30 protein-coding genes are annotated in these 22,740 nt (G+C 68.0%); 25 read left to right on the top strand and 5 right to left on the bottom strand.

The genetic code is table 11. The features are described 5' to 3' along the window. The coding region (locus tag VLK61_RS02435) for a hypothetical protein (RefSeq protein WP_325417910.1) at positions 1-300 on the top strand (300 nt) is incomplete at its 5' end. A 71-nt stretch (positions 301-371) separates the two neighbouring features. Here VLK61_RS02435 and VLK61_RS02430 read toward each other — a convergent pair. Further along, a complete protein-coding gene (locus VLK61_RS02430) occupies positions 372-1,880 on the bottom strand; it encodes a cryptochrome/photolyase family protein (protein WP_325417908.1) in 1,509 nt (502 codons plus the stop codon). Here VLK61_RS02430 and VLK61_RS02425 point away from each other — a divergent pair. From VLK61_RS02425 to VLK61_RS02395, 7 genes are all read left to right on the top strand, one after another. After that, a complete protein-coding gene (locus tag VLK61_RS02425) occupies positions 1,879-2,469 on the top strand; it encodes a YqgE/AlgH family protein (protein ID WP_325417906.1) in 591 nt (196 codons plus the stop codon). The genes VLK61_RS02430 and VLK61_RS02425 overlap by 2 nt on opposite strands. 37 nt (positions 2,470-2,506) lie before the next feature. Next, the gene (ruvX, locus tag VLK61_RS02420) at positions 2,507-2,896 is read left to right on the top strand and encodes a Holliday junction resolvase RuvX (protein WP_325417904.1); all 390 of its coding nucleotides are present in this window, start codon (positions 2,507-2,509) and stop codon (positions 2,894-2,896) included. After that, positions 2,893-3,399, top strand: a complete 507-nt coding sequence (pyrR, locus tag VLK61_RS02415) for a bifunctional pyr operon transcriptional regulator/uracil phosphoribosyltransferase PyrR (RefSeq protein ID WP_325417902.1) — start codon at positions 2,893-2,895, stop codon at positions 3,397-3,399. The genes ruvX and pyrR overlap by 4 nt, the downstream gene beginning before the upstream one ends. Beyond that, entirely contained in the window at positions 3,399-4,361 is a 963-nt protein-coding gene (locus VLK61_RS02410) for an aspartate carbamoyltransferase catalytic subunit (protein ID WP_325417900.1), read from the top strand. Before pyrR ends, VLK61_RS02410 begins: the two co-directional genes overlap by 1 nt. Further along, positions 4,358-5,665: a dihydroorotase gene (locus VLK61_RS02405; protein WP_325417898.1), complete on the top strand. Its 1,308-nt coding sequence runs from the start codon at positions 4,358-4,360 to the stop codon at positions 5,663-5,665. The genes VLK61_RS02410 and VLK61_RS02405 overlap by 4 nt, the downstream gene beginning before the upstream one ends. Next, positions 5,666-6,424, top strand: a complete 759-nt coding sequence (locus VLK61_RS02400; protein WP_325417896.1) for a lysophospholipid acyltransferase family protein — start codon at positions 5,666-5,668, stop codon at positions 6,422-6,424. Positions 6,425-6,498: 74 nt separating this feature from the next. Then, the gene (locus tag VLK61_RS02395; protein ID WP_325417894.1) at positions 6,499-7,380 is read left to right on the top strand and encodes a ribose-phosphate diphosphokinase; all 882 of its coding nucleotides are present in this window, start codon (positions 6,499-6,501) and stop codon (positions 7,378-7,380) included. 36 nt (positions 7,381-7,416) lie between these two features. Here VLK61_RS02395 and gpmA read toward each other — a convergent pair whose 3' ends face one another. Beyond that, on the bottom strand, positions 7,417-8,160 hold the full coding sequence (gene gpmA / locus VLK61_RS02390) for a 2,3-diphosphoglycerate-dependent phosphoglycerate mutase (protein ID WP_325417892.1): 744 nt from the start codon (positions 8,158-8,160) through the stop codon (positions 7,417-7,419). Between the two features lie 88 nt (positions 8,161-8,248). Between gpmA and VLK61_RS02385 the strand changes: the two genes are divergently transcribed. The 4 genes from VLK61_RS02385 to VLK61_RS02370 all read left to right on the top strand — a co-directional run bounded on the left by VLK61_RS02385 (position 8,249) and on the right by VLK61_RS02370 (position 10,624). Further along, positions 8,249-8,656 carry a rhodanese-like domain-containing protein gene (locus VLK61_RS02385; RefSeq protein WP_325417890.1) on the top strand — a complete coding sequence of 136 codons (408 nt, stop codon included), beginning with the start codon at positions 8,249-8,251 and terminating at the stop codon, positions 8,654-8,656. A gap of 130 nt (positions 8,657-8,786) precedes the next feature. After that, positions 8,787-9,047 carry a glutaredoxin 3 gene (grxC, locus tag VLK61_RS02380; RefSeq protein ID WP_325417888.1) on the top strand — a complete coding sequence of 87 codons (261 nt, stop codon included), beginning with the start codon at positions 8,787-8,789 and terminating at the stop codon, positions 9,045-9,047. A gap of 107 nt (positions 9,048-9,154) precedes the next feature. Then, positions 9,155-9,625 (top strand): protein-export chaperone SecB, encoded by a 471-nt coding sequence (secB, locus tag VLK61_RS02375; RefSeq protein ID WP_325417886.1) that lies wholly within the window; start codon positions 9,155-9,157, stop codon positions 9,623-9,625. An 18-nt stretch (positions 9,626-9,643) separates the two neighbouring features. Then, positions 9,644-10,624: an NAD(P)H-dependent glycerol-3-phosphate dehydrogenase gene (locus tag VLK61_RS02370; RefSeq protein ID WP_325417884.1), complete on the top strand. Its 981-nt coding sequence runs from the start codon at positions 9,644-9,646 to the stop codon at positions 10,622-10,624. Positions 10,625-10,652: 28 nt separating this feature from the next. Here VLK61_RS02370 and VLK61_RS02365 read toward each other — a convergent pair whose 3' ends face one another. Together VLK61_RS02365 and VLK61_RS02360 are read right to left on the bottom strand one after the other, a co-directional pair. Then, positions 10,653-11,123 carry a tRNA (cytidine(34)-2'-O)-methyltransferase gene (locus tag VLK61_RS02365; RefSeq protein WP_325417882.1) on the bottom strand — a complete coding sequence of 157 codons (471 nt, stop codon included), beginning with the start codon at positions 11,121-11,123 and terminating at the stop codon, positions 10,653-10,655. Positions 11,124-11,149: 26 nt separating this feature from the next. Continuing rightward, positions 11,150-11,875, bottom strand: coding sequence for a ComF family protein (locus VLK61_RS02360; RefSeq protein WP_325417880.1), 726 nt, complete (start codon positions 11,873-11,875; stop codon positions 11,150-11,152). A 22-nt stretch (positions 11,876-11,897) separates the two neighbouring features. Between VLK61_RS02360 and VLK61_RS02355 the strand changes: the two genes are divergently transcribed. From VLK61_RS02355 to VLK61_RS02320, 8 genes are all read left to right on the top strand, one after another. Then, positions 11,898-12,800, top strand: coding sequence for a biotin synthase (locus VLK61_RS02355; protein ID WP_325417878.1), 903 nt, complete (start codon positions 11,898-11,900; stop codon positions 12,798-12,800). A gap of 127 nt (positions 12,801-12,927) precedes the next feature. Beyond that, positions 12,928-13,503: a DUF2244 domain-containing protein gene (locus VLK61_RS02350; protein ID WP_325417876.1), complete on the top strand. Its 576-nt coding sequence runs from the start codon at positions 12,928-12,930 to the stop codon at positions 13,501-13,503. Positions 13,504-13,505: 2 nt separating this feature from the next. Beyond that, complete coding sequence (gene coxB, locus VLK61_RS02345) at positions 13,506-14,678, top strand: cytochrome c oxidase subunit II (RefSeq protein ID WP_325417874.1); 1,173 nt, start codon at positions 13,506-13,508, stop codon at positions 14,676-14,678. Between the two features lie 32 nt (positions 14,679-14,710). Further along, positions 14,711-16,366 carry a cytochrome c oxidase subunit I gene (gene ctaD, locus VLK61_RS02340; protein ID WP_325417872.1) on the top strand — a complete coding sequence of 552 codons (1,656 nt, stop codon included), beginning with the start codon at positions 14,711-14,713 and terminating at the stop codon, positions 16,364-16,366. 16 nt (positions 16,367-16,382) lie between these two features. Continuing rightward, positions 16,383-16,499, top strand: coding sequence for a cytochrome oxidase small assembly protein (locus VLK61_RS02335; protein ID WP_325417870.1), 117 nt, complete (start codon positions 16,383-16,385; stop codon positions 16,497-16,499). Positions 16,500-16,526: 27 nt separating this feature from the next. Further along, positions 16,527-17,150 (top strand): cytochrome c oxidase assembly protein, encoded by a 624-nt coding sequence (locus tag VLK61_RS02330; RefSeq protein ID WP_325417868.1) that lies wholly within the window; start codon positions 16,527-16,529, stop codon positions 17,148-17,150. Further along, positions 17,147-17,377: a DUF2970 domain-containing protein gene (locus tag VLK61_RS02325; protein WP_325417867.1), complete on the top strand. Its 231-nt coding sequence runs from the start codon at positions 17,147-17,149 to the stop codon at positions 17,375-17,377. The genes VLK61_RS02330 and VLK61_RS02325 overlap by 4 nt, the downstream gene beginning before the upstream one ends. Before the next feature lie 54 nt (positions 17,378-17,431). Continuing rightward, on the top strand, positions 17,432-18,316 hold the full coding sequence (locus VLK61_RS02320; protein WP_325417865.1) for a cytochrome c oxidase subunit 3: 885 nt from the start codon (positions 17,432-17,434) through the stop codon (positions 18,314-18,316). Positions 18,317-18,400: 84 nt separating this feature from the next. Here the strand turns inward: VLK61_RS02320 and VLK61_RS02315 are convergent, their stop codons facing one another. Next, a complete protein-coding gene (locus VLK61_RS02315; protein ID WP_325417863.1) occupies positions 18,401-18,628 on the bottom strand; it encodes a DUF2909 domain-containing protein in 228 nt (75 codons plus the stop codon). Between the two features lie 39 nt (positions 18,629-18,667). On the opposite strand from VLK61_RS02315, the gene VLK61_RS02310 reads away from it, so the two are divergent. From VLK61_RS02310 to VLK61_RS02290, 5 genes are read left to right on the top strand one after another with little or no spacing between them, the layout of a single operon-like run. After that, positions 18,668-19,399 (top strand): SURF1 family protein, encoded by a 732-nt coding sequence (locus VLK61_RS02310; protein ID WP_325417861.1) that lies wholly within the window; start codon positions 18,668-18,670, stop codon positions 19,397-19,399. After that, positions 19,353-20,060, top strand: coding sequence for an SCO family protein (locus VLK61_RS02305; protein WP_414636757.1), 708 nt, complete (start codon positions 19,353-19,355; stop codon positions 20,058-20,060). The genes VLK61_RS02310 and VLK61_RS02305 overlap by 47 nt, the downstream gene beginning before the upstream one ends. Before the next feature lie 6 nt (positions 20,061-20,066). Further along, positions 20,067-21,194, top strand: a complete 1,128-nt coding sequence (locus tag VLK61_RS02300; RefSeq protein ID WP_414636756.1) for a COX15/CtaA family protein — start codon at positions 20,067-20,069, stop codon at positions 21,192-21,194. A gap of 14 nt (positions 21,195-21,208) precedes the next feature. After that, positions 21,209-22,114 carry a heme o synthase gene (gene cyoE / locus VLK61_RS02295; protein WP_325417857.1) on the top strand — a complete coding sequence of 302 codons (906 nt, stop codon included), beginning with the start codon at positions 21,209-21,211 and terminating at the stop codon, positions 22,112-22,114. Further along, a complete protein-coding gene (locus tag VLK61_RS02290) occupies positions 22,102-22,722 on the top strand; it encodes an SCO family protein (protein ID WP_414636755.1) in 621 nt (206 codons plus the stop codon). Before cyoE ends, VLK61_RS02290 begins: the two co-directional genes overlap by 13 nt. Positions 22,723-22,740 lie beyond the last annotated feature (18 nt).

Here is a 22,740-nt window from a genome sequence, read left to right as displayed (position 1 = left end):
ACCGAAGACGTGATCCGCGTGCCGGGCTACTACTCGCCGGCGAGCGACCGGCTCGCGGTCTTCGATGCCACGGGCGGACCCGACAAGACGCTGGCGGTGTTCACCGGCGGATCGCACAGCATCTTCACCGACCGGGCAGGTACGGGCGGGGCAGCGCTGAACTCGCAGGTCAAGCGGGCCACCCAGGCCCTGTCACTTGCCTTCCTGCGCCGCGTGTTCGAGGGCGATGCCCAGGCATGGCAGCAATGGCCCGGCCGTTTCGGCCCCCTGCTCACACGTTACCAACCGGCGCCTCACTGAGCCGCGCGGGTCAGTGGACTACCCTCCGCACTGCGTTCTCCGGTATTCGCGTTTGGGGCGGCCCGGCACGCTCATGCCGTCGGCCTGACCTGCGCGTAGCGCATCAGCGTGCGCTGGCGCGCCTGGTCGTGTTGCACCACCGGCAGCGGGTAGTCCGTGCCCAGGGTCAGTCCGGCAGCCTTCAGGTCGACCGGCCGCGCCAGCCAGGGTGCGTGAATCAGCTTGTCGGGCAGGCCGGCCAGCTGCGGCAGGTAGCGGCGGATGAACCGGCCCTCGGCATCGAACTTCTCGCTCTGGCTCACCGGGTTGAAGATGCGGAAGTAGGGTTGGGCATCGCAACCGGTGGAGGCCGCCCACTGCCAGCCGCCATTGTTCGCTGCCAGGTCGAAGTCGTTCAGGTGGGTCGCGAAGTAGGCCTCGCCGCGGCGCCAGTCCAGCCCCAGGTCCTTGACCAGGAAGCTCGCCACCACCATGCGCAAGCGGTTGTGCATGTAGCCGCTCTGGTTGATCTGCAGCATCGCCGCATCCACCAGCGGGTAGCCGGTGCGGCCCTGGCACCAGCCCGCGAACCAGGCGTCGGCCTGTTTGCCCTGTTCCCAGTGGATGTCGTCGTAGGCCGGCTTGAACGCGTGGCCGACGACATGCGGGTGGTGGTGCAGGATCTGGTGGTAGAAGTCCCGCCAGACCAGTTCCGACAGCCACACTTCCGCGCCGCGTGAGCCGCCCTGCATGCGCTGCCAGGCCTCGCGCGCGAGCCCGCGGATCGACACGGTGCCGAAGCGCAGGTGCGTCGACAGGTAGCTCGGGCCCTTGACGGCGGGAAAGTCGCGCGTCTGGTCGTAGCGGTCGATGCGATCGATGAAGTCGTCGAGCAGCTCGTGGCCACCGCTGCTGCCGGTCGGCAGCTTCAGCTGGTGCAGGTTGCTCGGCTCGAAGCCGATCTCTGCCAGCGTCGGCATCACCGCGCCGGCCGGCAAGGGCGCCAGCGCCGAGGCATGCCGGGCCACCGGGTAGGCGTGCACGAAGTAGGGCGCCAGCTTCTTCAGCCACGCCGTCTTGTACGGCGTGAACACGCTGTAGGGGCTGCCGGTGGCGGTCAGCACCTCGGAACGCTCGAACACCACATGGTCCTTGCTGCTGTGCAGCGCGATGCCGGCATCGGCCAGCGCGCCCCGTGCCGCGGCATCCCGTGCCAGTGCGGCGGGTTCGTCGTCGTGGTTGCAGTAGACCGCCTGCACGCCCAGCTCACGCGCCAGCTGCGTCAGCAGGCTCACCGCATGGCCGTGCCGCACGATCAGCCCGGCGCCTTCGACCCCGTGCGAGTTGCCCAGCGCACGCAACTGCGCATCGAGCCCGAGCACGCTGTCGTGGATGAACTCCACCCGCCGGTCGATGCGCGGCAGCGGATCCAGGATGTCGCGGTCGAACAGGAAGACACACCAGACCCGTCGTGCCGCCTTCAGCGCGTGGTAGAGGGCCGCATGGTCATCGGCGCGCAGATCACGCCGGAACCAGACCAGCGCGCTGTCGAGTGATTTCTCCACGGGCGCAGTGTCGCCGATCATTAGAATCGGGCCCATGTCCTCGGACCGGATCAACCTCACCAACCAGTTCCTGATCGCCATGCCGGGCATGGCCGACGACACCTTCGCCGGCTCGGTGGTCTACCTCTGCGAGCACACCGAAAAAGGGGCCCTCGGGCTGGTCATCAACAAGCCGATCGACATCAAGCTGAAGAACCTGTTCGAAAAGGTCGAGCTGAGTCTCGATTCACCCGAACTGGCCGAGCAGCCGGTGTTCTTTGGCGGTCCGGTGCAGACCGAACGCGGCTTCGTGCTGCATGAAAAGCTCGGCAGCAGCGAAAGCCCCTACAACTCCACGCTGCAGATTCCCGGCGGCCTGGAGATGACCACCAGCAAGGACGTGCTGGAAGCGCTGTCGCATGGCGCCGGACCGAAGAAGCTGCTGGTGACGCTGGGCTACAGCGGCTGGGCCGCTGGCCAGCTGGAGGACGAGATCGGCCGCAACGGCTGGCTGAATGTCGACGCCAGCCTGGACGCCAACCGCGAGATCCTCTTCGACACGCCGATCGAGCAGCGCTACGACCGCGCGCTGTCGCTGCTGGGCATCGACCCGCGCATGCTGAGCCAGGAGGCTGGCCACGCATGAAGGGCAGGGCCGGCTTGCACACCGAGCAGGGCCGCCGATGAGCAGGGAGCACTCTTTTCTGGCATTCGACTACGGCCAGAAGCGCACCGGCGTGGCCACCGGCAACAGCCTGCTGCGCCAGGCCAGCGCGTTGACGACGATCGCCGCCGAGGGCGATGCCCGCTTCCCGCGCATTGCCGCATTGATCCAGGAATGGCAACCCGATGCGCTGGTGGTCGGCGTGCCGTTCCATCCCGATGGTGCGCCGCACGACAATACGCGCCGCGCTCAACGCTTCGCGCGCCAGTTGCATGGCCGCTTCGGCCTGCCGGTGCATGAAGTGGACGAGCGTTACTCCACGACCGAAGCCCACGCGCTAGGCGCCGCCGACATCGATGCGGCCTCGGCTGCGGTGATCCTCGAGCAGTATTTGAAGAGCCTTCCATGAGCACACTCACCCTCGATGCTGAGGCGCTGTACACCGAGCTGCGCGCCGGCGTGCGCAGCCTGTGGCGGCCGGACATGAACCTGCTGGGCATCTGGTCGGGCGGCGCCTGGCTGGCCGAGCGCCTGCAGCTGGATCTGCGGCTGGACGGCAAGCCCGGCGTGATCTCCAGCGCGCTGCACCGCGATGATTTCGGCGAGCGCGGCCTGGCCGGCGGCACCGATGCGACGAAGATCCCGTTCGCGGTCGATGGTGCGCACATCCTGTTGCTCGACGACGTGCTGTTCACCGGCCGCACGGTCCGGGCGGTGATCAACGAGTTGTTCGATTTCGGCCGGCCCGCCAGCGTGACGCTGGCCGTGCTGGTCGACCGCGGCGGCCGCGAACTGCCGATCCAGCCGGCCTTGGCCGCCGCCAAGGTGGCGCTGCCGCCGGCCCAGCGCCTGTCGCTGGCCCGCGCCGATGATGGCCGCTTCACCTTTTCATTGCGTGGGGAGCCGGCCTGATGCTCCACAAGCGCAACCCGCAACTCAACGCCCACGGCGAGCTGATCCACCTGCTGTCGATCGAAGGCCTGCCGCGCGAGGTGGTGACGCAGATCCTCGACACCGCCGGCACCTTCCTGTCGGTGAATGATCGCGAGGTGAAGAAGGTGCCGCTGCTGCGCGGCAAGAGCGTGTTCAACCTGTTCTTCGAGAACTCCACGCGCACCCGCACCACCTTCGAGATCGCGGCCAAACGCCTGTCGGCCGATGTGCTGAACCTGGACATTGCACGCTCCAGCACCGCGAAGGGTGAGAGCCTGCTCGACACCATCGCCAACCTGTCGGCGATGCATGCGGACATGTTCGTCGTGCGCCACGGCGAAAGCGGCGCGCCCTACCTGATCGCCCAGCACTGCGCGCCGCATGTGCACGTGGTGAATGCCGGCGACGGCCGCCATGCGCACCCCACGCAAGGCCTGCTGGACATGTACACCATCCGCCACTTCAAGCGCGATTTCACGCAGCTGTCGGTGGCCATCGTCGGCGACATCGTGCATTCGCGCGTCGCACGTTCGGACATCCATGCGCTGACGACGCTGGGCGTGCCCGACATCCGCGCCGTCGGCCCGAAGACGCTGGTGCCGGGCGACCTGCAATCGATGGGCGTGCGGGTCTGCCACGACATGGCCGAAGGCATCCGCGGCGCCGACGTGATCATCATGCTGCGCCTGCAGAATGAACGCATGAGCGGCGCGATGCTGCCCTCGGCCGGCGAGTTCTTCAAGAACTACGGCCTCACCGACGAGAAGCTGACCGGGGCCAAGCCCGATGCGATCGTGATGCACCCGGGGCCGATCAACCGTGGTGTCGAGATCGATTCGACCGTGGCCGATGGCACCCACAGCGTGATCCTGCCGCAAGTGACCTTCGGCATCGCGGTGCGCATGGCGGTCATGTCGATCATCGCCGGGAACGAAGCATGAAGATCCTAGTGCGCAACGGACGCGTCATCGATCCGGCCAGCGGCCGCGATGAAGTCACCGACCTCTCGATCGCCGCCGGCCGCATCGTCGCCATTGGCCAGGCCAATGCCGACTTCAACGCCAGCCGCAGCATCGATGCCACGGGTTGCGTCGTGGCGCCGGGCCTGGTCGACCTCGCGGCGCGGCTGCGCGAGCCGGGGCATGAACACGAAGGCATGCTCGAGAGCGAGCTGAATGCCGCGGCGGCCGGTGGCGTGACCAGTCTGGTCTGCCCACCCGACACCGACCCGACGCTGGATGAACCCGGGTTGGTCGAGATGCTGAAGTTCCGCGCCCGCAAGCTCTCGCTGTGCCGCTTGTTCCCGCTGGGTGCGCTGACGCGCGGCCTGGGCGGCGAGGTGCTGACCGAGATGGCCGAACTCACCGAGGCCGGCTGCGTGGGCTTCAGCCAGGCCGAGGTGGCGGTGCGCGATACGCTGGTGCTGATGCGCGCGCTGCAGTACGCGGCCACCTTCGGCTACACCGTGTGGCTGCGGCCGCAGGACGGGTGGCTGGGCCAGGGCGTCGCGGCCAGCGGTGCGGTGGCGACGCGGCTGGGCCTGTCCGGCGTGCCGGTGGCGGCCGAGACGATTGCGCTGCAAATGATCCTGGAACTCGTGCGCACCACCGGTGCACGGGTGCACCTGTGCCGCCTGTCCAGCGCCGCCGGCATCGCGCTGCTGCGCCGCGCCAAGGCCGAAGGCCTGCCGGTGACCGCCGACGTCAGCATCAACTCCTTGCACCTGACCGATGTCGACATCGGCTTCTTCAACGCCGCGATGCGTTTGACGCCGCCGCTGCGCCAGGGCGCCGACCGCGCCGCACTGCGCGAAGCGCTGGCCGACGGCACGCTGGATGCGCTGGTGTCCGACCATACGCCGGTGGATGCCGACGAGAAGAACCTGCCCTTCGGCGAGGCCGAGCCCGGCGCGACCGGGCTGGAACTGCTGCTGAGCCTGGCGCTGAAGTGGGGCACTGAAGCCGGCTTGTCCCTGCCGGCCACGCTGGCGCGCGTGACCAGCGAGCCGGTGCGCGTGCTGGGCGATGCGCTGGGCTCGCTGGCCTCCAGCGCCGGCAGGCTGGTCGAGGGTGGCGTGGCCGATGTCTGCGTCTTCGACCCCGAAGCCACGTGGACGGTGGTGCCCGGCGCGCTGCGCAGCCAGGGCCGCCACACGCCGTTCGCGTTTGATGCCACCGGCATGGCACTGCCAGGCCGGGTCAAGGCCACGCTGGTCGCCGGCACGGTGGCCTACGAGGCCGGTTGATTGACGTCGCCCTCAAGGGCCTTGCGCGCCGTCTGGCGCCTGGCGCGTACTGCCGTGCATGTGCTGCATGGCCTGGCCATCGTCATCACGCGTTGGCCCCGGCTGGATCCCGCGCAGCGCCATGCGCGGGTGGCCTGGTGGGCCGGCAAGCAACTGCGGCTGCTCGGTGTGCGGCAGACGGTGGATGGAGAGTTCCGGCCGGGCGGTGCCTTGCTGGTGGCCAACCATGTGTCCTGGCTGGACATTGTGTTGATCCATTCGGCGTGCCCGCACGCGCGTTTCGTGTCCAAGGCCGATGTGAAGCACTGGCCCCTGGTGAACCAGCTGACGATGGCCGCCGACACCTTGTACATCGAGCGCGAAAACAAGCGCGACGCGGTGCGGGTGGTGCACCAGATGGCCGCGGCGCTGGCCGCCGGCGATACCGTGGCGGTGTTTCCCGAAGGCACCACCGGTGATGGCCATGCGCTGCTGCCCTTCCATGCCAACCTGCTGCAGGCTGCGGTCACCACCGGAACGCCGGTGCAGGCCGTGGCCTTGCGGTACAGCCAGCCGGGTCACGCGGTGAGCCCGGCGGTGGCCTGGGTCGGCGACGTCACCCTGCTGCAGAGCCTGTGGTCGATTGCCGCTGCCGACGGCCTGCAGGCTGGCGTGCGGGTCCTGCCACCGCAAGGCAGCCGCCATGCCGATCGCCGTGCGCTGGTCGCTCATGTGCGCGATGTCATTGCCGATGCGCTGGCCGCGGCATCCCGCCCGTAGAGCGCCCCTGGTGAATCCCCTATGCCCCACCTGACTCCGCTGCCCAGTCACACCCCGATGAAGGAGGGCGCCGCATGACGCCGGATCTGCTGCTGGCCTTCGATGATGAGTGGACGCTGGCCCAGGCACTGGCCGCTGCGCTGGGCGTGCCGCTGGCGCGCGTCGAGCGCCATCGTTTTCCCGATGGCGAGCTGAAGCTGAAGCTGCCCGCCGAGTTGCCGCCTCGTGTGGCCTTGCTGCGTGGGCTGCATCACCCGAACGACAAGCTGGTCGAGCTGTTGATCACCGCCCCGGCGGCGCGCGAGCTCGGCGCGCGCGAGTTGCTGCTGGTCTGCCCCTACCTGGCCTACATGCGCCAGGACATGGCTTTCACGCCGGGTGAAGCGGTGAGCCAGCGCCACATCGCCGCGCTGCTGGGCAGCCGGGTCGATGCGCTGGTGACCATCGATCCGCACCTGCATCGCATCGCCTCGCTCGACGAGGTGATGCCCGCTTGCCGCAGCCGTGCGCTCACGGCCGCCCGTGCGCTGGGCGCGTGGGTCGCGCTGCGGGTGCCGCAGGCCCTGCTGCTGGGGCCGGACGAAGAGGCCTTGCAATGGGTCGGCGAAGCCGGACGAGCCCATGGCCTGGCCCATGCGGTGTGCCGCAAACAGCGCTTTGGTGACCGCGACGTGCGGGTGATGCTGCCCGCCGAACCGGTGGCCGGCCGTGCCGTGGTGCTGATGGACGATGTGGCCAGCACCGGCCGCACGCTGATCGAAGCGGCCATCGCCTGCCTTGGCGCCGGAGCGGCCAGCGTCGACGTGGCGGTGACGCACGCGCTGTTTGTCGGTGATGCGCTGGCGCAGTTGCGTGCCTGCGGCGTGCGCCATGTCTGGAGTAGCGACGCGGTGCCGCACAGCACCTCGGTGATCCCGGTGGCGCCGCTGCTGGCCGAGGCTATACGCGACTTGTAGGCAGGCGTTCGGCCCGCAGCAGGCCCATCAAGCAGTTCAGGCCTTGCCCTGGCTTGCAACCGCAGCGGCCGCCTTGGCGGCTGCTTCGGGGTCGCCCAGGTATTCCCGCTTGATTGGCTTCAGCGCTGCATCGAGTTCATAGACCAGCGGAATGCCGTTCGGGATGTTGAGGCCGACGATGTCGTCGTCGCTGATGCCGTCCAGGTACTTCACCAGCGCTCGGATCGAGTTGCCATGGGCCGCAACGACGATGCGCTGGCCGCTGCGCAGGGCCGGCGCCAGAACCTCGTCCCAGCACGGCAGCACGCGCGCGACGGTGTCCTTCAGGCATTCGGTCAGCGGCACCTGCTCCGGCGCCAGCTTGGCGTAGCGCAGATCGCCGCGCTCGCTGCGCGGGTCGCCGGGTTCCAGCGCCGGGGGCGGCGTGTCGTAGCTGCGGCGCCAGGTCAGCACCTGTGCGTCGCCGTACTCACGCGCCATGTCGGCCTTGTTCAGGCCCTGCAACGCGCCGTAGTGACGCTCGTTCAGACGCCAGTCGTTGACCACCGGCACCCAGGTGCGGTCCATCTGGTCCAGCGCATGCCACAGCGTCCAGATGGCCCGCTGCAGCACCGAGGTGTAGGCCACGTCGAACTCATAACCACCGGCCTTCAGCAGCCGGCCGGCCTCCTGGGCCTGGGCCACGCCGGTGGGCGTCAGCGCCACATCGGTCCAGCCCGTGAAGCGGTTCTCGAGGTTCCAGGTCGACTCGCCATGGCGAATCAGCACAAGCTTGTACATGGGCGTTGGCAGCTGCAGCGGAGAAGGGGCCGAATTCTATAATCCGCCCCCTTCATCTTCCCGATCCCCGCTGCCGGCGGCGCCCTCTGTGAAATTCATCATCGATAACTGGATGCTCATCCTGCTGGCCGCCACCTCGGGCGGGCTGCTGCTGTGGCAGACGCTGCAGAAGAGCCAGGGTGGCGCGGTCGGCTGCAATGAAGCGGTGAGGCTGATCAACCGCGAGAAGGCCGTGCTGGTGGACGTGAGCGAGCCGACCGAATACGCCACCGGCCATGCCAATGGCGCGCGCAGCATCCCGCTGGGCTCGCTGGCCGGTGCCAAGGAACTGCCGTCGAACAAAGCGCTGCCGGTGGTGCTGATGTGTGCCACGGGCACGCGCTCGGCGCGGGCCGCCAGCCAGCTGCGCAAGGCCGGGCATGAGAAGGCCGTGTCGGTGGCCGGCGGTTTGAAGGCCTGGCGCGAGGCCGGTCTGCCGGTCCAGAAGGCGTCCTGAGCGGTTCGCCAACGCGGATCGGCAGCCGGTGCTGCCGGCGTCCGGTGTGAAGCCGGTCATGCCGTCCGCCCTGCAAGGCCTTTGGCGGGTGGTCACAATCCGCCCATCGTTTTTTGCGCCTTGCCCTGCCATGACCGCTGTTCGCATGTACACCACCCAGGTCTGCCCGTATTGCATCCGGGCCAAGGCCTTGCTCAAGCAGCGCGGTGTCGAGCAGATCGAGGAAGTGCGGGTCGACCTGAACCCAACCGAGCGTGACCGCATGATCGAGTTGACCGGCCGCCGCACGGTGCCGCAGATCTTCATCGGCGACACCCATGTCGGCGGCTGCGACGACCTGATGCTGCTGGACCGCAGCGGCGCCTTGGCCCCCCTGCTGCAAAGGGCCTGAGCGGCACGAAACCGGCACCGGCGGCGAGCGATAATCCGCGCCGCAGCCAGCCCGCCAACCTGACGGTGGCGGGCTTTTTCTTTCCCCATCGAGACAACTCCCCCGCCATGGCCGACCAAGACGAAAGCACCCCGGTGTTCCAGATCCAGCGCATGTACCTGAAGGACTTGTCGCTGGAGCAGCCGAACTCGCCGCAGATCCTGCTGGAACAGCAGCAGCCGCAGGTCGACATCAACCTGGCGATGGCCGCCGGCAACATCGCCGAGGGCATCTTCGAGGTCAGCGTCACCGCCACCGTGACGACCAAGCTGAAGGACAAGACGCTGTTCCTGATCGAGGCCAAGCAGGCCGGCATCTTCGAGATTCGCAACGTGCCGGAAGACCAGCTGCAGGGCATCCTGAGCATCGTCTGCCCGCAGATGATCTACCCCTACCTGCGCGCCATCGTCTCGGATGTCTGCACGCGCGCCGGCTTCCCGCCGATCATGCTGACCGAAGTGAATTTCCAGGCCATGTTCGAGGCCCAGCAGGCGCAGCAGAACGGCAACGGCAGCGGCATCCTGACCAGCGCCAACTGACCGCGCACGGCTGCCACGATGCGCATTGCCGTGCTGGGCGCCGGCGCCTGGGGCACGGCGCTGGCCGTGGCGGCCGCGCCGCGCCACGAGGTGCTGCTGTGGGCGCGTGATCCGGCGCAGTTGAGCGAGATGCAGGCCAGCGGCTGCAATCGCCGCTACCTGCCCGAGATCGCGCTGCCTCCCGCGCTGCAGCTGGGCAGCGACTTTGCACAGGTGCTGGACCACGCCCGCGACGGGCTGCTGGTGATCGGCACGCCGATGTCCGGGCTGCGTGAGCAGCTCGCCCGCCTGCCGGCACAGGCCCAGGTGCTGTGGCTGTGCAAGGGGTTCGAAACCACCACCGGTGCGCTGGGCCATGAGATCGCCCGAGAAGTTCAACCCGGGGCGCAGGTGGGTGTGCTGTCCGGCCCGAGCTTCGCGCTGGAAGTGGCGCGCAGCCAGCCGACGGCACTGGTGGCCGCCAGTGCCGACGAGGCGCTGGCCAACCAGGCCGTGCTGGCTTTTCACAGCGATGTGCTGCGGGTCTACACCAGCAGCGATCCGGTCGGCGTCGAGGTCGGCGGCGCGGTCAAGAACGTGATGGCCATCGCCACCGGCATCGCCGATGGCCTGTCATTGGGGTTGAACGCGCGGGCCGCGCTGATCACCCGCGGCCTGGCCGAAATGACGCGGCTCGGCCTGGCGCTGGGCGCCCGCGCGGAAACCTTCATGGGCTTGTCCGGCCTGGGCGACCTGGTGCTCACCGCGACCGGTGACCTGTCGCGCAACCGCAAGGTCGGCTTGCTGCTGGCCGAGGGTCAGGCCTTGCCGCAGATCCTGGCGCAGCTGGGCCATGTCGCGGAGGGTGTGCACACCGCACCAACGCTGCAGGCCCGCGCGCGGCAACTGGGTGTCGAGATGCCGATCACCGATGTCGTGGTCGATGTGCTGGCCGGGGCCTTGACGCCCGCGCAGGCCTTGCGCCAGCTGATGGCCCGTGAGGCGCGCGCCGAACTCTGACTCAGGCAGCCGCGCGCCGAGCTGCGAATCAAGCGCCGCCGGCGTAGCCCTGCTGGCGCCAGGCCTCGAACACGACCACCGCAACGGTGTTGCTGAGGTTCAGGCTGCGCTGGCCCGCGCGCATCGGCAGGCGCACGCGCTGCGCCGGGTCGAAGTCGTTCAACACCGCGGCCGGCAGGCCGGCGGTTTCGCTGCCGAACACCAGCCAGTCGCCGGCCTGCCAATGCTGGCCGGCAAAGGGCTGGGCGCCCCGCGTCGTGAAGGCGAAGGCGCGGCCGCCGCTGGCCTGGCGCTGCGCGCACAGGGCGGCCCAGTCGGCATGGCGCTGCACGGCGGCGAACTCGTGGTAGTCCAGGCCGGCGCGCCGCAGCAACTTGTCTTCCATCAAGAAGCCCAACGGCTCCACCAGATGCAGCGTGCAGCCGGTGTTGGCCGCCAGGCGGATCACGTTGCCGGTGTTCGGCGGAATCTCGGGATGGACCAGGACGATGTGGAACATGGCGCCGCCATTGTCGCCAGGCTCGCTCATTCATCGGGCCGTGGTGTGCGCGCCAGCACCCAGACCTGTACCGATGCGGCGCCGGCCTGCAGCAGGCTGCGGGTGGCTGCCGCAGCCGTGACGCCGGTGGTCAGCACATCGTCGACCAGCGCGATGTGGCGACCGCTAACCCGTGACAGGCGCGTGGGCTCGACCCAGAAGGCATGGCGCAGGTTGGTGGCGCGTGCACTGCGCGACAGACCCACCTGGTGCGCGGTGTCGCGCAGGCGCAGCAGGCTGTGGGCATCGGCGGGCAGATGCGTCGCCGCGGCCACGCGGCGGGCGATCTCCCAGGCCTGGTTGTGGCCGCGCTCGGCCAGGCGTGCCGGGTTCAGCGGCACGGGTATGACCAGGTTCACGTCCAGCGAAGCCTGGCGTTCCAGCGTCTGCGTCAGCGCCGTGGCCAAGGGTGCCGCCAGGTCGACCCGGCCGCGGAACTTGAAGGCCGTGATCAAGCCGTCCCAGGGGTAGCCGTAGTCGGCCATCGCGACGCAGCGTGCATAGGGCGGTGGCTCGCGCTGGCATTCGCCGCAGAAGCGGCCCTCGCCGGGCATCGGCATCGCACAGCCCAGGCAGCGCGGCCGCAGGGGTGCGAAGCGCTGCAGGCAATCGGCGCACAAGGAGCGCGGCGCCCAGCTGCGGCACAGCTCGCACAGGCGCGGCCACGACAGGCCGCGCCGACTCGAGCGCTCCACTGTCTCTTGCTCCGGCATCGGCTCAATATACTGCCCGCCCATGGCCGAACCCGCGCTCGTCGATCCCCATGCCGTGGCGCATGTGCTGGACCGTCTGGCCCGGGCCGATGCCGCGCCGTGGCTGCACCAGGAGGTGGCCCGCCGCATGGCACAACGCCTGCCGGTGATTCGCCAGCCGCCGCAGCGCTGGCTGGATTGGTGGGGCTTTGTCGGTGGTGGCGAGGCTGCGGTCAAGGGTGTGCTGCCCGCCGCGCAGCGACGGGTGGTTGAACCCACGCGGGCCTTGTTGCACCGCAGCCAGCAGGCCCTGCGCAGACCCTGGTGGGCGCTGGGTCGCCGCGGAGATCCTGGCAGCGTGATGCTCGAGGCCGAGGTGCCGCCGGCCAGCGCGCAAATGGTCTGGGCCAACATGGTGTTGCATGCCAGCCCGCAGCCGGTGCAGTTGCTGGCCCTCTGGCAGGCGGCGTTGGCCGTCGATGGCTTCCTGATGTTCTCGACGCTGGGCCCGGACAGCCTGCGTGAATTGCGCGAGGTCTATGCCGCCTGCGGTTGGGCCGCGCCGCATCCGCCTTTCACCGACATGCACGACATCGGCGATCAACTCGTGCACGGCGGTTTTGCCGACCCGGTGATGGACCAGGAAACGCTGCGGCTGACCTGGTCGTCGCCACAGGCCTTGCTCGATGAATTGCGCACGCTCGGCGGCCATGTCGGCGTGGCGCGCCAAACCGGCCTGCGCACGCCGCGCTGGCGGCAGCGGCTCCTCTCGGCCCTGGGTGAGCGGGCCGATGCGCAGGGCCGCATCGGCCTGAGTTTCGAGATCGTCTACGGCCACGCCTTCAAGGCGGCCCCGCGCCCCGCAGCGGGTGCCCCGGTGACGGTGCCGCTGGAACAGCTGCGCGCTTCGCTGGCTTCGCGGCGGGGCAAACCGGAGGCCCTGTAGCTGTCCGCTAGAATTCCGCGGTTCTGCTGCCTTGGAACAAAGACACATCATTCATGTGCGCAAGTCACCCAGGCCAGCAGATGTCAAGCAAGCAGATGCCAAGCACCCGGCCCCGCACCCCGACTCCATGACCGCGACCTTCGCTCCCAGCCCCTGGCCTGCGCCCTCCGCTCCGCGCCGCGATGCCGAATGGCGCTTCGGCCGCGCCAGTGGGTCGCCCAGCGTCAGCTGGCTGTGGGAGTTGCGGCGCAACTGCTCGATCTCACCGCGCCAGATGCTGCAGGCCTATGCGCTGTTGTGTGCGGTGGCCCTGCTGGTGGCGCTGGGCTTCTGGTGGCAGGGCGTGCAGTTGGTGATGGCCTTTGCTGCCGTCGAACTGGTCGCGGTGGGCATCGGCATGCTGCTGATGGCGCGCCATGCGCGCGACCGCGAAATCATCACGCTGTCGGGCCGCGAGATGGCCGTCGAGCAGCATGTCGGCCCGATGGTCGAACGCACCAGTTTCCGTGCCGAATGGGTACGGGTGGAGCCAGCGGCCGCCGAGGGGTCGCTGGTGGAGTTGTCCGGCGAGGGGCGCAGTGTCTGCATCGGGCGCCATGTGCGGCCCGAACTGCGATTCGAATTGGCACAGGAACTGCGCCGGGCGCTGCGGCTGTCGCGGGCGGCCGGCGAGCGGGTTTTGGATCACGAACTTAAAGCATGACGATGAACACGACAAAGAAGCTTTGGCATCGCATTGGCGCAGGGCTGGCCGGCTCGGCTGCTGCGCTGGTGACCCACGCCGCCTGGGCGGTGGGTGATCTGGCCGGCGGCCCCGCGAAGAACCAGATCGACCTGCACCCGCCTGTCACGCGCATTGCGTCGGACATCCAGGGCCTGCACTTCTTCATGCTGATCATCTGCGTGGTGATCTTCATCGCGGTGTTCGGCGTGATGTTCTATTCGATGATCAAGCACCGCAAATCGGTCGGCTTCAAGCCGGCCAATTTTCATGAGAGCGTGGGTGTCGAAATCGCCTGGACGGTGGTGCCGCTGCTGATCGTCATCGTGATGGGCCTGGCTGCTACCAAGACCGTGGTGCAGATGAAGGACACCAGCAACGCCGACCTGACCATCAAGACCACCGGCTACCAATGGAAGTGGGGCTACGACTACCTGAAGGGCGAGGGCGAAGGCATCGGCTTCCTGTCGACGCTGGACCTGTCGCAGCGCCAGGCCTCGGATGCCGGCAAACCGGTGGGTGACGACTACCTGCTGAAGGTCGACAACCCGCTGGTCGTGCCGGTCAACAAGAAGATCCGCATCATCACCACCGCCAACGACGTGATCCACTCGTGGATGGTGCCGGCCTTCGCGGTCAAGCAGGATGCGATTCCCGGCTTCGTGCGCGATGCCTGGTTCCGCGCCGAGAAGACCGGTGATTTCTACGGCCAGTGCGTCGAGCTGTGCGGCAAGGAACACGCCTACATGCCGATCCACGTGAAGGTGGTTTCGGCGGCCGACTACAGCAAGTGGGTCGACGGCAAGAAGAAGGAAATGGCTGCCAAGGCCGATGATCCGAGCAAGGTCTGGCAACTGCCCGAGATGGTCGCTCGCGGCGAGAAGGTCTATGCCGCCAACTGCGCCGTGTGCCACCGGCCGGATGGCAAGGGCGCCGGCCCGATCAAGCCGGTGGATGGCTCACCGGTCGTGCTGGATGCCGACAAGGCCAAGCAGATCCATGTCGTGCTCAACGGAGCGGCAAACGGCGCCATGCCGTCGTGGAAGGCGCTGTCGGACACCGACATCGCAGCGGTCATCACCTACACGAAGAATTCCTGGTCGAACAAGACCAACCAGATCGTCCAGCCCGCCGACATCGTCGCGGCTCGCAAGTAATCCCTCGCATCGACCGCTGAAAGGCCACGCCAATGAGCGCCGTTCTCCCGCCGCACGCCGCCCCCGACCACGGGCACCACGGGCATGCCCACGATCACGACCATGATCACCACGACCACGGCCCGGCACAGGGCTGGCGCCGCTGGTTGTTCGCGACGAACCACAAGGACATCGGCACGATGTACCTGTTGTTCTCGTTCACGATGTTGATGATCGGCGGCATCCTCGCACTGTGCATCCGCGCCGAGCTGTTCCAGCCGGGGCTGCAGTTCTTCAACCCTGAGCTGTTCAACTCGTTCACCACGATGCACGGGCTGATCATGGTCTTCGGCGCGATCATGCCGGCCTTCGTCGGCTTCGCGAACTGGATGATCCCGCTGCAGGTGGGCGCGGCCGACATGGCCTTCGCGCGCATGAACAACCTGAGCTTCTGGCTGCTGATCCCGGCGGCGCTGATGCTGGTCGGTTCGTTCTTCATGCCCGGTGGTGCGCCGGCAGCCGGCTGGACGCTCTATGCGCCGCTGACGCTGCAGATGGGCCCGTCGATGGACGCCGGCATCTTCGCGATGCACATCATGGGCGCTTCGTCGATCATGGGCTCGATCAACATCATCGTGACCATCTTGAACATGCGCGCGCCTGGCATGACGCTGATGAAGATGCCGCTGTTCGCCTGGACCTGGCTGATCACCGCCTACCTGCTGATCGCGGTGATGCCGGTGCTGGCTGGCGCGATCACGATGACGCTGACCGACCGCCACTTCGGCACCAGCTTCTTCACGCCCGCGGGCGGCGGCGACCCGGTGATGTACCAGCACATCTTCTGGTTCTTCGGCCACCCCGAGGTCTACATCATGATCTTGCCGGCCTTCGGCATCGTCAGCGCCATCGTGCCGGCCTTCGCGCGCAAGCGCCTGTTCGGCTACACCTCGATGGTCTATGCCACGGCGTCGATCGCGATCCTGTCGTTCATCGTGTGGGCGCACCACATGTACGTCACCGGCATGCCGGTGACCGGCCAGCTGTTCTTCATGTACGCGACGATGCTGATCGCGGTGCCCACCGGCGTGAAGATCTTCAACTGGATCGCCACGATGTGGCGCGGCTCGATGACCTTCGAGACGCCGATGCTGTGGGCCGTCGGCTTCATCTTCGTGTTCACGATGGGTGGATTCACCGGCCTGATCCTGGCGATGGCGCCGATCGACATCCAGCTGCAGGACACCTACTACGTGGTGGCGCACTTCCACTACGTGCTGGTCGCCGGTTCGCTGTTCGGCCTGTTCGGCGGCGTGTACTACTGGGGCCCTAAGTGGACCGGCGTGATGTACAGCGAATTCCGCGGCAAGCTGCACTTCTGGGGCTCGCTGGTCTTCTTCAACGTCACCTTCTTCCCGATGCACTTCCTCGGCCTGGCCGGCATGCCGCGACGCTATGCCGACTACCCGATGCAGTTCGCCGACTTCAACATGCTGGCGACGATCGGCGCCTTCGGTTTCGGGCTGATGCAGGTGTACTTCTTCCTGTTCGTCTGCGTGCCGATGATGCGCGGCAAGGGCGCCAAGGCGCCGCAGAAGCCCTGGGAAGGCGCCGAGGGCCTGGAATGGGAGCTGCCGTCGCCGGCGCCCTACCATTCCTTCGAGAACCCGCCCAAGCTGGATGTCAGCGCCACGCGGGTGGTCGGCTGACGCTGGGCAGGCTGCCATGGACCCTCAGGCACAACAACGCAAGGCCAATGTCCGCTTGGCACTGACCCTGGCGTCGGTGGCGGTGATCTTCGGCATCGGCTTCGTGGCCAAGGTGCTGCTGTTCGGCCGCTGACGCTTCAAGACGATGCCGTTGCCTTCGATGCCCCAACTGCTGCGCCGCGACAACCGGCGCATGCTGGGCAAACTCGCGCTGATCGTGTTGGTGATGTTCGGCTTCGGCTACGCGCTGGTGCCGATGTACCGCACGATCTGCGAGGCGCTGGGCATCAACGTGCTGTCGCTGAACGAGCGGCTTACCGCGTCGGGCCTGGCCGGCACGCGCGAGCGCAAGGCCAGCACGCAGGTCGACTATTCGCGCAAGGTCACCATCGAGTTCGATGCCAATGCGCGCGGGCCTTGGGACTTCAAGCCGGCGGTGAATTCACTGCAGGTCCATCCGGGTGAGCTGACGACCGTGATGTACGAGTTCCGCAACATGCAGAACCGGACCATGGCGGCCCAGGCCATTCCGAGTTATGCGCCGATGCAGGCGATGGCGCATTTCAACAAGCTGGAATGCTTCTGCTTCAACGAATACACCTTGAAGGCCGGCGAGCGCAAGCAGTGGCCGGTGGTGTTCTACGTCGATGCGAAGCTGCCGAAGGATGTCACGACGATCACGCTGTCGTACACCTTCTTCGAGGTCGGCGGCAAGGTGCCGCCGGCGCCGACAACGGCGACGCCCAAGGCGGCGGCCGTGGCGGTGATGCCGGATCAATCATGAGCGACGACTTCAAGAGCGCCGCCTCGCGCAAGGCCTCGCCGCTGCAGACGATGCGGGCCGTGGCCTGGTCGTTCTTCGGCATCCGGCGCTCGGCCGATTACGAGCAGGATGTGGCGAAGCTGAATCCGGTGCACGTGATCATCGCCGGCATCGTCGGCGCGGCCATTTTCATCGGCGCCCTGGTGCTGCTGGTGCGTTGGGTCGTGGCCAGCGGCGTTGCCGCCTAGGCGGCCGCGGGCCCATCAACACAGGTTCAATAGGTTTCGAGGAGAGCACACAAGATGTCCGCTGCGACGCCCCACGGGCAAACGCCCTACTACTTCATCCCGAGCCCGTCGCGCCACCCGGCGATGGCCGCCCTCGGCCTGTTCTTCGTGATCCTCGGCGCAGGGCAGTGGATCAACGGCACCGACTGGGGCAAGTGGTCCTTGCTGCTGGGCATGGTGATCTGGCTGTCGACCTTGTTCGTCTGGTTCCGCGACGCCATCGGCGAGAGCGAAGGCGGCCTGTACTCCGAGCGGGTGGATGTGTCCTACCGCTGGAGCATGAGCTGGTTCATCTTTTCCGAAGTGATGTTCTTCGCGGCGTTCTTCGGCGCGCTCTACTGGGCGCGCGCGCATGCGCTGCCGATGCTCGGCAATCTGGACCACCAGGTGCTGTGGCCGGACTTCAAGGCCATCTGGCCCAGCAACGGCGTGGGCCTCACGGCGTCGCCCGCCAACGTGGTCGATCCGTTCATGACCATGGGCCCGTGGCCGATCCCGACGATCAACACGGCCATCCTGCTGACCTCCGGCGGCACGCTGACGATCGCCCACCACGCGCTGCTGGCCAATGAGCGCGCGAAGACGATTCTGTGGATGTGGATCACGGTGTTCCTGGGCATCACTTTCGTCGGCTTCCAGGCCTACGAATACATGCATGCCTACAGCGACCTGAACCTGAAGCTCAGCTCGGGCATCTTCGGTTCCACCTTCTACCTGCTGACCGGCTTCCACGGCTTCCACGTGTTCGTCGGCATGCTGATGCTGACCTTCATCACGCTGCGCCTGATGAAGGGCCACTTCACGCCCAAGCGCCACTTCGGCTTCGAAGGCGCGGCGTGGTACTGGCACTTTGTCGACGTGGTGTGGCTGGGCCTGTACTTCCTGGTGTACTGGCTCTGACGCAGCGTCGTCTGACCACAGCGAGAAACGCCGCCCACGGGCGGCGTTTTCCCTTGGCAACGCGTATGAGCGTCAAAGACTGGATCAGCGGCCGACCGGCAGGCCGGTGGGTTTGATCCAGCCCAGATGCCAGGACAGCAGGATGAACAGGAACAGCGAGATCGACAGCGCCACGCGCAAGGCCAGGGCCCAGGCCATGCGCTTGTCGCGCGCCGTCTTGTCGTCGGTGTTGCCCTTGCGCAGCATGAACACGCCGGCACTGGCCAGTGCGCCCAGCACGAGCACCAGCGCGATCACGATGACGGTTTTCATGGCGGGCGATTATCGATGCGGTCCCGCAGGCTGGCATCGATGACACCGCGCGCAACCCGCTGGCTCATCGGTCTGGCGGCGGTCACCAGCGTGCTGCTGACGACGCGCCTGGGCCTCTGGCAGCTCGGCCGAGCCGCGCAGAAGATCGCGCTGCAGACTGCGATCGAGCAGCGCGCCTCACTGCCGCCCTTGGCCCCGTTGGAACTGGCGCGCGACAAGGCCACGGCCGCAGCGCAGCACTACCGGCGAATCCCGCTCACGGGACGCTGGCTGGCACAGCACACGATCTACCTGGACAACCGGCAAATGGACGGCCGGCCCGGCTTCTACGTGGTCACGCCGCTCCTGCTGGCGCCCGGCGACGCGGTGCTGGTGCAGCGCGGCTGGGTGCCGCGTGATGCGCAGGACCGGGCGCGGCTGGTGGCGGTGGACACGCCCGCCGGCGAACTGGCCTTGACCGGCCGCGTGGCCCCACCGCCCTCAGCGCTGTTGTCGCTGGGGCCGGAGGGGCAGGGCATCATCCGGCAGAATCTCGACCTCGACGCGTTGGCGCGCGACATCGGCGTGGCGCTGCGGCCGCTGTCGGTGCAGCAACTCGATGATGGGCCATCAACTCCGACGCAGGTGCTGCGGCGCGGCTGGCCGCTGCCGGCCGTCGACGTCGGCAAACACCATGGTTACGCCTTTCAATGGTTCGCGCTCAGTGCGCTGATCGCGGGTCTTTATGTCTGGTTCCAACTCATCCGCCCCCGACGCCTCGCCCCGCGCTGAGCCGCTGGGCCTGACCGTGCACTCGATGCCTCCGCCGGACCTGGTCGCCGGTGACCCGGCGCGCGTGCGCCGTGGCCGGCTGAAGATGCTGCTGGTGCTGCTGGTCTGCGCGCTGCCGGTGGTGGCCAGCTACTTCACCTACTTCGTCATCCGGCCGCAGGGCCGGGGCACGGCCTACAGCGACCTGGTGCAGCCCAGCGCAGGCCTGCCGGCCGTCGAAGCGCAGGCGCTGGACGGCCGGCCGGTGCCGATGCGCTCGCTCAAGGGCCAGTGGTTGCTGGTGGTGGTGGGCGACAGCCGTTGTGCTGCTGCCTGCGAGAAGCGCCTCTACCTGCAGCGGCAGTTGCGCGAAATGATGGGCCGCGAGCGCGATCGCGTCGACAAGGTCTGGCTGATCATCGATGACGCAGTGCCGGCGCCGGCCCTGCGATCGGCACTGGCGACGACACCGGGCATGCTGGCGCTGCGGCTGCCACGGGCGGCCGTGGCCGCGTGGCTGCGGCCAGCGCCGGGCCAGGCGCTGGAAGATCACCTCTACATCGTCGATCCGATGGGCGAATGGATGATGCGGGCGCCGGCCGATCCGGATCCGTCGAAACTGAAGCGCGACCTCGATCGCCTGCTGCGTGGGTCCGCCAGCTGGGACCTGCCCGGGCGCTGAAGGAGCATGGCGATGCTGGACATGGCGGGCCCTTCGCCGGCACTGAAGCTGACCGCCCTCGTGCTGCTGGTGGCCTTGCTGCCGCTGTCCTGGTGGTGGCTGCGCCAGCGCGCGGCGTCCAGCCGGGCGCGGCTGGCGGCTTTGACTGCGCTCACGCTGTTCCTGACCTTCGACCTGATCGTCTTCGGCGCCTTCACCCGGCTCACCGATTCCGGCCTGGGCTGCCCGGACTGGCCGGGCTGCTACGGCCAGGCCAGCCCGCTGGGCGCGCAGGCCGACATCCATGCGGCACAGCAGGCGATGCCCAGCGGTCCGGTCACCTGGACCAAGGCCTGGATCGAGATGCTGCACCGCTACCTGGCGATGGTGGTCGGTCTGCTGATCCTGGTGGCGGCCGTCTTCAGCTGGCGCGTTCGCGCCCGCCTGCCGCATTCGCCGTGGTGGGCACTGGCGACGCTGGCCTGGGTCATTGTCCAGGGCCTGTTCGGCAAGTACACCGTGACGCTGAAGCTCTACCCGGCGGTCGTGACCCTGCATCTGCTGGGGGCGGTGCTGCTGTTGGTGTTGCTGGTGCGTCAGCATGAATCGTTCGCCGACCGGCCGCTGCCGCCGGGCCTGCCGCGTGGGCCGGTGCTGGCCGTGCTGGCGCTGGTGCTGGGGCAGATCGCGCTGGGCGGCTGGGTCAGCACCAATTACGCAGTGCTGGCCTGTCGCGGCTTCCCGGATTGCAACGGCGCGTGGTGGCCGGCGATGGATGCGGCCCATGGTTTCACGCTGCTGCGTGAACTCGGCCGGGCGGGGCATGGCGGCTACCTGCCGTTCGAGGCGCTGGTCGCCATCCACATGGCGCACCGCTTGTTCGCCGTGGTCGCGGTCGGCGGGTTGGTCTGGTTGATGCTGCGCCTGCGCCGCGAGCCGGCCGCGCCTTATCGGCGTTATGCTGGCTTGCTGGCGGCGCTGGTCCTGGCGCAGGTGGCCACCGGCTTGTCGAATGTCGTGCTCGACTGGCCCATCGCCGCGGCGCTGGCCCACAGCGGGGGCGCCGCGGCGCTGGTCGGCGTGCTGAGCTCGCTGCTGGCGCGCCTGCGCCCGGCCGCCGGCCCTGTCGCCGCCCGGGCGGCGCAGCCTGCCTAGAATCGGCGCTCCCGATGAACCCCACCCTTGCCACTTCGCAGGCGCCGGCCTCCCGCTGGGCGCAGTACAACGCGCTAACCAAGCCACGCGTGGTGCAGTTGATCGTCTTCTGCGCGGTCATCGGCATGCTGCTTGCCGAACCGGGCTGGCCGAACCTGCGCCTGGCCTTGCCGGCGGCACTGGGCATCTGGCTGGTGGCCAGTGCGGCGGCGGCCTTCAACTGCCTGGTCGAGCAGCAGATCGACCGCAAGATGGCGCGCACGGCGTGGCGTCCCACGGCCAAGGGTGAGCTGAGCAACACCCAGGCGCTGGTGTTCTCGATGTTGCTGGGGGTGAGCGGCAGCGTGCTGCTGTACGTCGCGGTCAACCCGCTGACGATGTGGCTGACCTTCGCCACCTTCGTCGGCTACGCGGTGATCTACACCGTGGTGCTGAAACCGCTGACGCCGCAGAACATCGTGATCGGCGGGGCCTCCGGCGCGATGCCGCCGGTGCTGGGCTGGGCGGCGATGCGCGGCGACGTGGGGCCCGAGGCGCTGGCGATGTGCCTGATCATCTTCCTGTGGACGCCGCCGCATTTCTGGGCGCTGGCGCTGTACCGCGTCGAAGACTACCGGCGCTCCGGCCTGCCGATGCTGCCGGTGACGCATGGGTCGGAGTTCACGCGGCTGAACGTGCTGCTGTACACCTTCGTGCTGTTCGCGGCGACCTTGCTGCCCTTCATCATCGGCATGAGCGGCTGGTTGTACCTGGCGGCGGCGGTGGTGCTGGGCCTTTGGTTCATTGCCTTCGCATTCATGCTGTGGCGCCGCTACAGCGACGCGCTGGCGCGCAAGACCTTCCGCTTCTCGATCCTGCACCTGTCGCTGCTGTTCGCGGCGCTGCTGCTCGACCACTACCTGATGCCATGGCTGCCGTGATCCACCGTCGCAGCGCGCTGCTGCTTTCCACGCTGGCGTTGACGGGCATGGTCACCGGCTGCGACCGGCTCTCGCCGTCCGCCGGGGCCGGGTTCAAGGCCATCGACATCACCGGCGCCGACTACGCCCGGGGGTTCTTCTTGCCGGACGCCGACGGCCAGCCGCGCACGCTGGCCGATTTCAAGGGCAAGGTGGTGGTGGTGTTCTTCGGCTACACCCACTGCCCGGATGTCTGCCCGACGACGATGTCCGAGCTGGCCGAAGTCAAACGCTCGCTCGGCGCCGACGGCGCGCGGGTGCAGGGCGTGTTCGTCACCGTCGACCCCGAGCGGGACACGGCAGCGCTGTTGAAGGCCTATGTGGCGAACTTCGGTCCAGACATGGTCGGCCTGCGCGGCACGCCCGAGCAGACCAAGGAACTGGCGCGGCAGTTCAAGGTGTTCTATGCCAAGGTGCCGGGCAAGACAGAAGGCAGCTACACCGTCGACCACACGGCCGGCTCCTATGTCTTCGATGCGCAGGGGCGCATCCGCTTGTTCACGCGCTATGGCACCGGTGCCAAGGCGCTGGCCGACGACCTGAAGCGCCTACTTGCTGAGACGGGCTGAACTGCCGCCCGGTGGCTG

The sequence above is a fragment of the Aquabacterium sp. genome (genome assembly GCF_035476535.1).
GTDB lineage: Bacteria > Pseudomonadota > Gammaproteobacteria > Burkholderiales > Burkholderiaceae_C > Pseudaquabacterium.
Note: the sequence above shows the minus strand (reverse complement) of the source record. Positions and strands in the feature narration are given on the sequence as shown.

What these genes read in the sequence shown, in the direction of transcription:
- ruvX (WP_325417904.1), top strand. Translation starts at nt 2,507, where the DNA reads ATGAGCAGGGAGCACTCTTTTCTGGCATTCGACTACGGCCAGAAGCGC.
- VLK61_RS02310 (WP_325417861.1), top strand. Translation starts at nt 18,668, where the DNA reads ATGACACCGCGCGCAACCCGCTGGCTCATCGGTCTGGCGGCGGTCACC.
- pyrR (WP_325417902.1), top strand. Translation starts at nt 2,893, where the DNA reads ATGAGCACACTCACCCTCGATGCTGAGGCGCTGTACACCGAGCTGCGC.
- VLK61_RS02430 (WP_325417908.1), bottom strand. Translation starts at nt 1,880, where the DNA reads ATGGGCCCGATTCTAATGATCGGCGACACTGCGCCCGTGGAGAAATCA.
- VLK61_RS02355 (WP_325417878.1), top strand. Translation starts at nt 11,898, where the DNA reads ATGGCCGAACCCGCGCTCGTCGATCCCCATGCCGTGGCGCATGTGCTG.
- VLK61_RS02370 (WP_325417884.1), top strand. Translation starts at nt 9,644, where the DNA reads ATGCGCATTGCCGTGCTGGGCGCCGGCGCCTGGGGCACGGCGCTGGCC.
- ctaD (WP_325417872.1), top strand. Translation starts at nt 14,711, where the DNA reads ATGAGCGCCGTTCTCCCGCCGCACGCCGCCCCCGACCACGGGCACCAC.
- VLK61_RS02325 (WP_325417867.1), top strand. Translation starts at nt 17,147, where the DNA reads ATGAGCGACGACTTCAAGAGCGCCGCCTCGCGCAAGGCCTCGCCGCTG.
- VLK61_RS02425 (WP_325417906.1), top strand. Translation starts at nt 1,879, where the DNA reads ATGTCCTCGGACCGGATCAACCTCACCAACCAGTTCCTGATCGCCATG.
- VLK61_RS02320 (WP_325417865.1), top strand. Translation starts at nt 17,432, where the DNA reads ATGTCCGCTGCGACGCCCCACGGGCAAACGCCCTACTACTTCATCCCG.
- VLK61_RS02410 (WP_325417900.1), top strand. Translation starts at nt 3,399, where the DNA reads ATGCTCCACAAGCGCAACCCGCAACTCAACGCCCACGGCGAGCTGATC.
- VLK61_RS02365 (WP_325417882.1), bottom strand. Translation starts at nt 11,123, where the DNA reads ATGTTCCACATCGTCCTGGTCCATCCCGAGATTCCGCCGAACACCGGC.
- VLK61_RS02405 (WP_325417898.1), top strand. Translation starts at nt 4,358, where the DNA reads ATGAAGATCCTAGTGCGCAACGGACGCGTCATCGATCCGGCCAGCGGC.
- VLK61_RS02290 (WP_414636755.1), top strand. Translation starts at nt 22,102, where the DNA reads ATGGCTGCCGTGATCCACCGTCGCAGCGCGCTGCTGCTTTCCACGCTG.
- VLK61_RS02330 (WP_325417868.1), top strand. Translation starts at nt 16,527, where the DNA reads ATGCCCCAACTGCTGCGCCGCGACAACCGGCGCATGCTGGGCAAACTC.
- VLK61_RS02395 (WP_325417894.1), top strand. Translation starts at nt 6,499, where the DNA reads ATGACGCCGGATCTGCTGCTGGCCTTCGATGATGAGTGGACGCTGGCC.
- VLK61_RS02305 (WP_414636757.1), top strand. Translation starts at nt 19,353, where the DNA reads ATGTCTGGTTCCAACTCATCCGCCCCCGACGCCTCGCCCCGCGCTGAG.
- VLK61_RS02315 (WP_325417863.1), bottom strand. Translation starts at nt 18,628, where the DNA reads ATGAAAACCGTCATCGTGATCGCGCTGGTGCTCGTGCTGGGCGCACTG.
- VLK61_RS02300 (WP_414636756.1), top strand. Translation starts at nt 20,067, where the DNA reads ATGGCGATGCTGGACATGGCGGGCCCTTCGCCGGCACTGAAGCTGACC.
- VLK61_RS02335 (WP_325417870.1), top strand. Translation starts at nt 16,383, where the DNA reads ATGGACCCTCAGGCACAACAACGCAAGGCCAATGTCCGCTTGGCACTG.
- grxC (WP_325417888.1), top strand. Translation starts at nt 8,787, where the DNA reads ATGACCGCTGTTCGCATGTACACCACCCAGGTCTGCCCGTATTGCATC.
- coxB (WP_325417874.1), top strand. Translation starts at nt 13,506, where the DNA reads ATGAACACGACAAAGAAGCTTTGGCATCGCATTGGCGCAGGGCTGGCC.
- cyoE (WP_325417857.1), top strand. Translation starts at nt 21,209, where the DNA reads ATGAACCCCACCCTTGCCACTTCGCAGGCGCCGGCCTCCCGCTGGGCG.
- gpmA (WP_325417892.1), bottom strand. Translation starts at nt 8,160, where the DNA reads ATGTACAAGCTTGTGCTGATTCGCCATGGCGAGTCGACCTGGAACCTC.
- secB (WP_325417886.1), top strand. Translation starts at nt 9,155, where the DNA reads ATGGCCGACCAAGACGAAAGCACCCCGGTGTTCCAGATCCAGCGCATG.
- VLK61_RS02360 (WP_325417880.1), bottom strand. Translation starts at nt 11,875, where the DNA reads ATGCCGGAGCAAGAGACAGTGGAGCGCTCGAGTCGGCGCGGCCTGTCG.
- VLK61_RS02350 (WP_325417876.1), top strand. Translation starts at nt 12,928, where the DNA reads ATGACCGCGACCTTCGCTCCCAGCCCCTGGCCTGCGCCCTCCGCTCCG.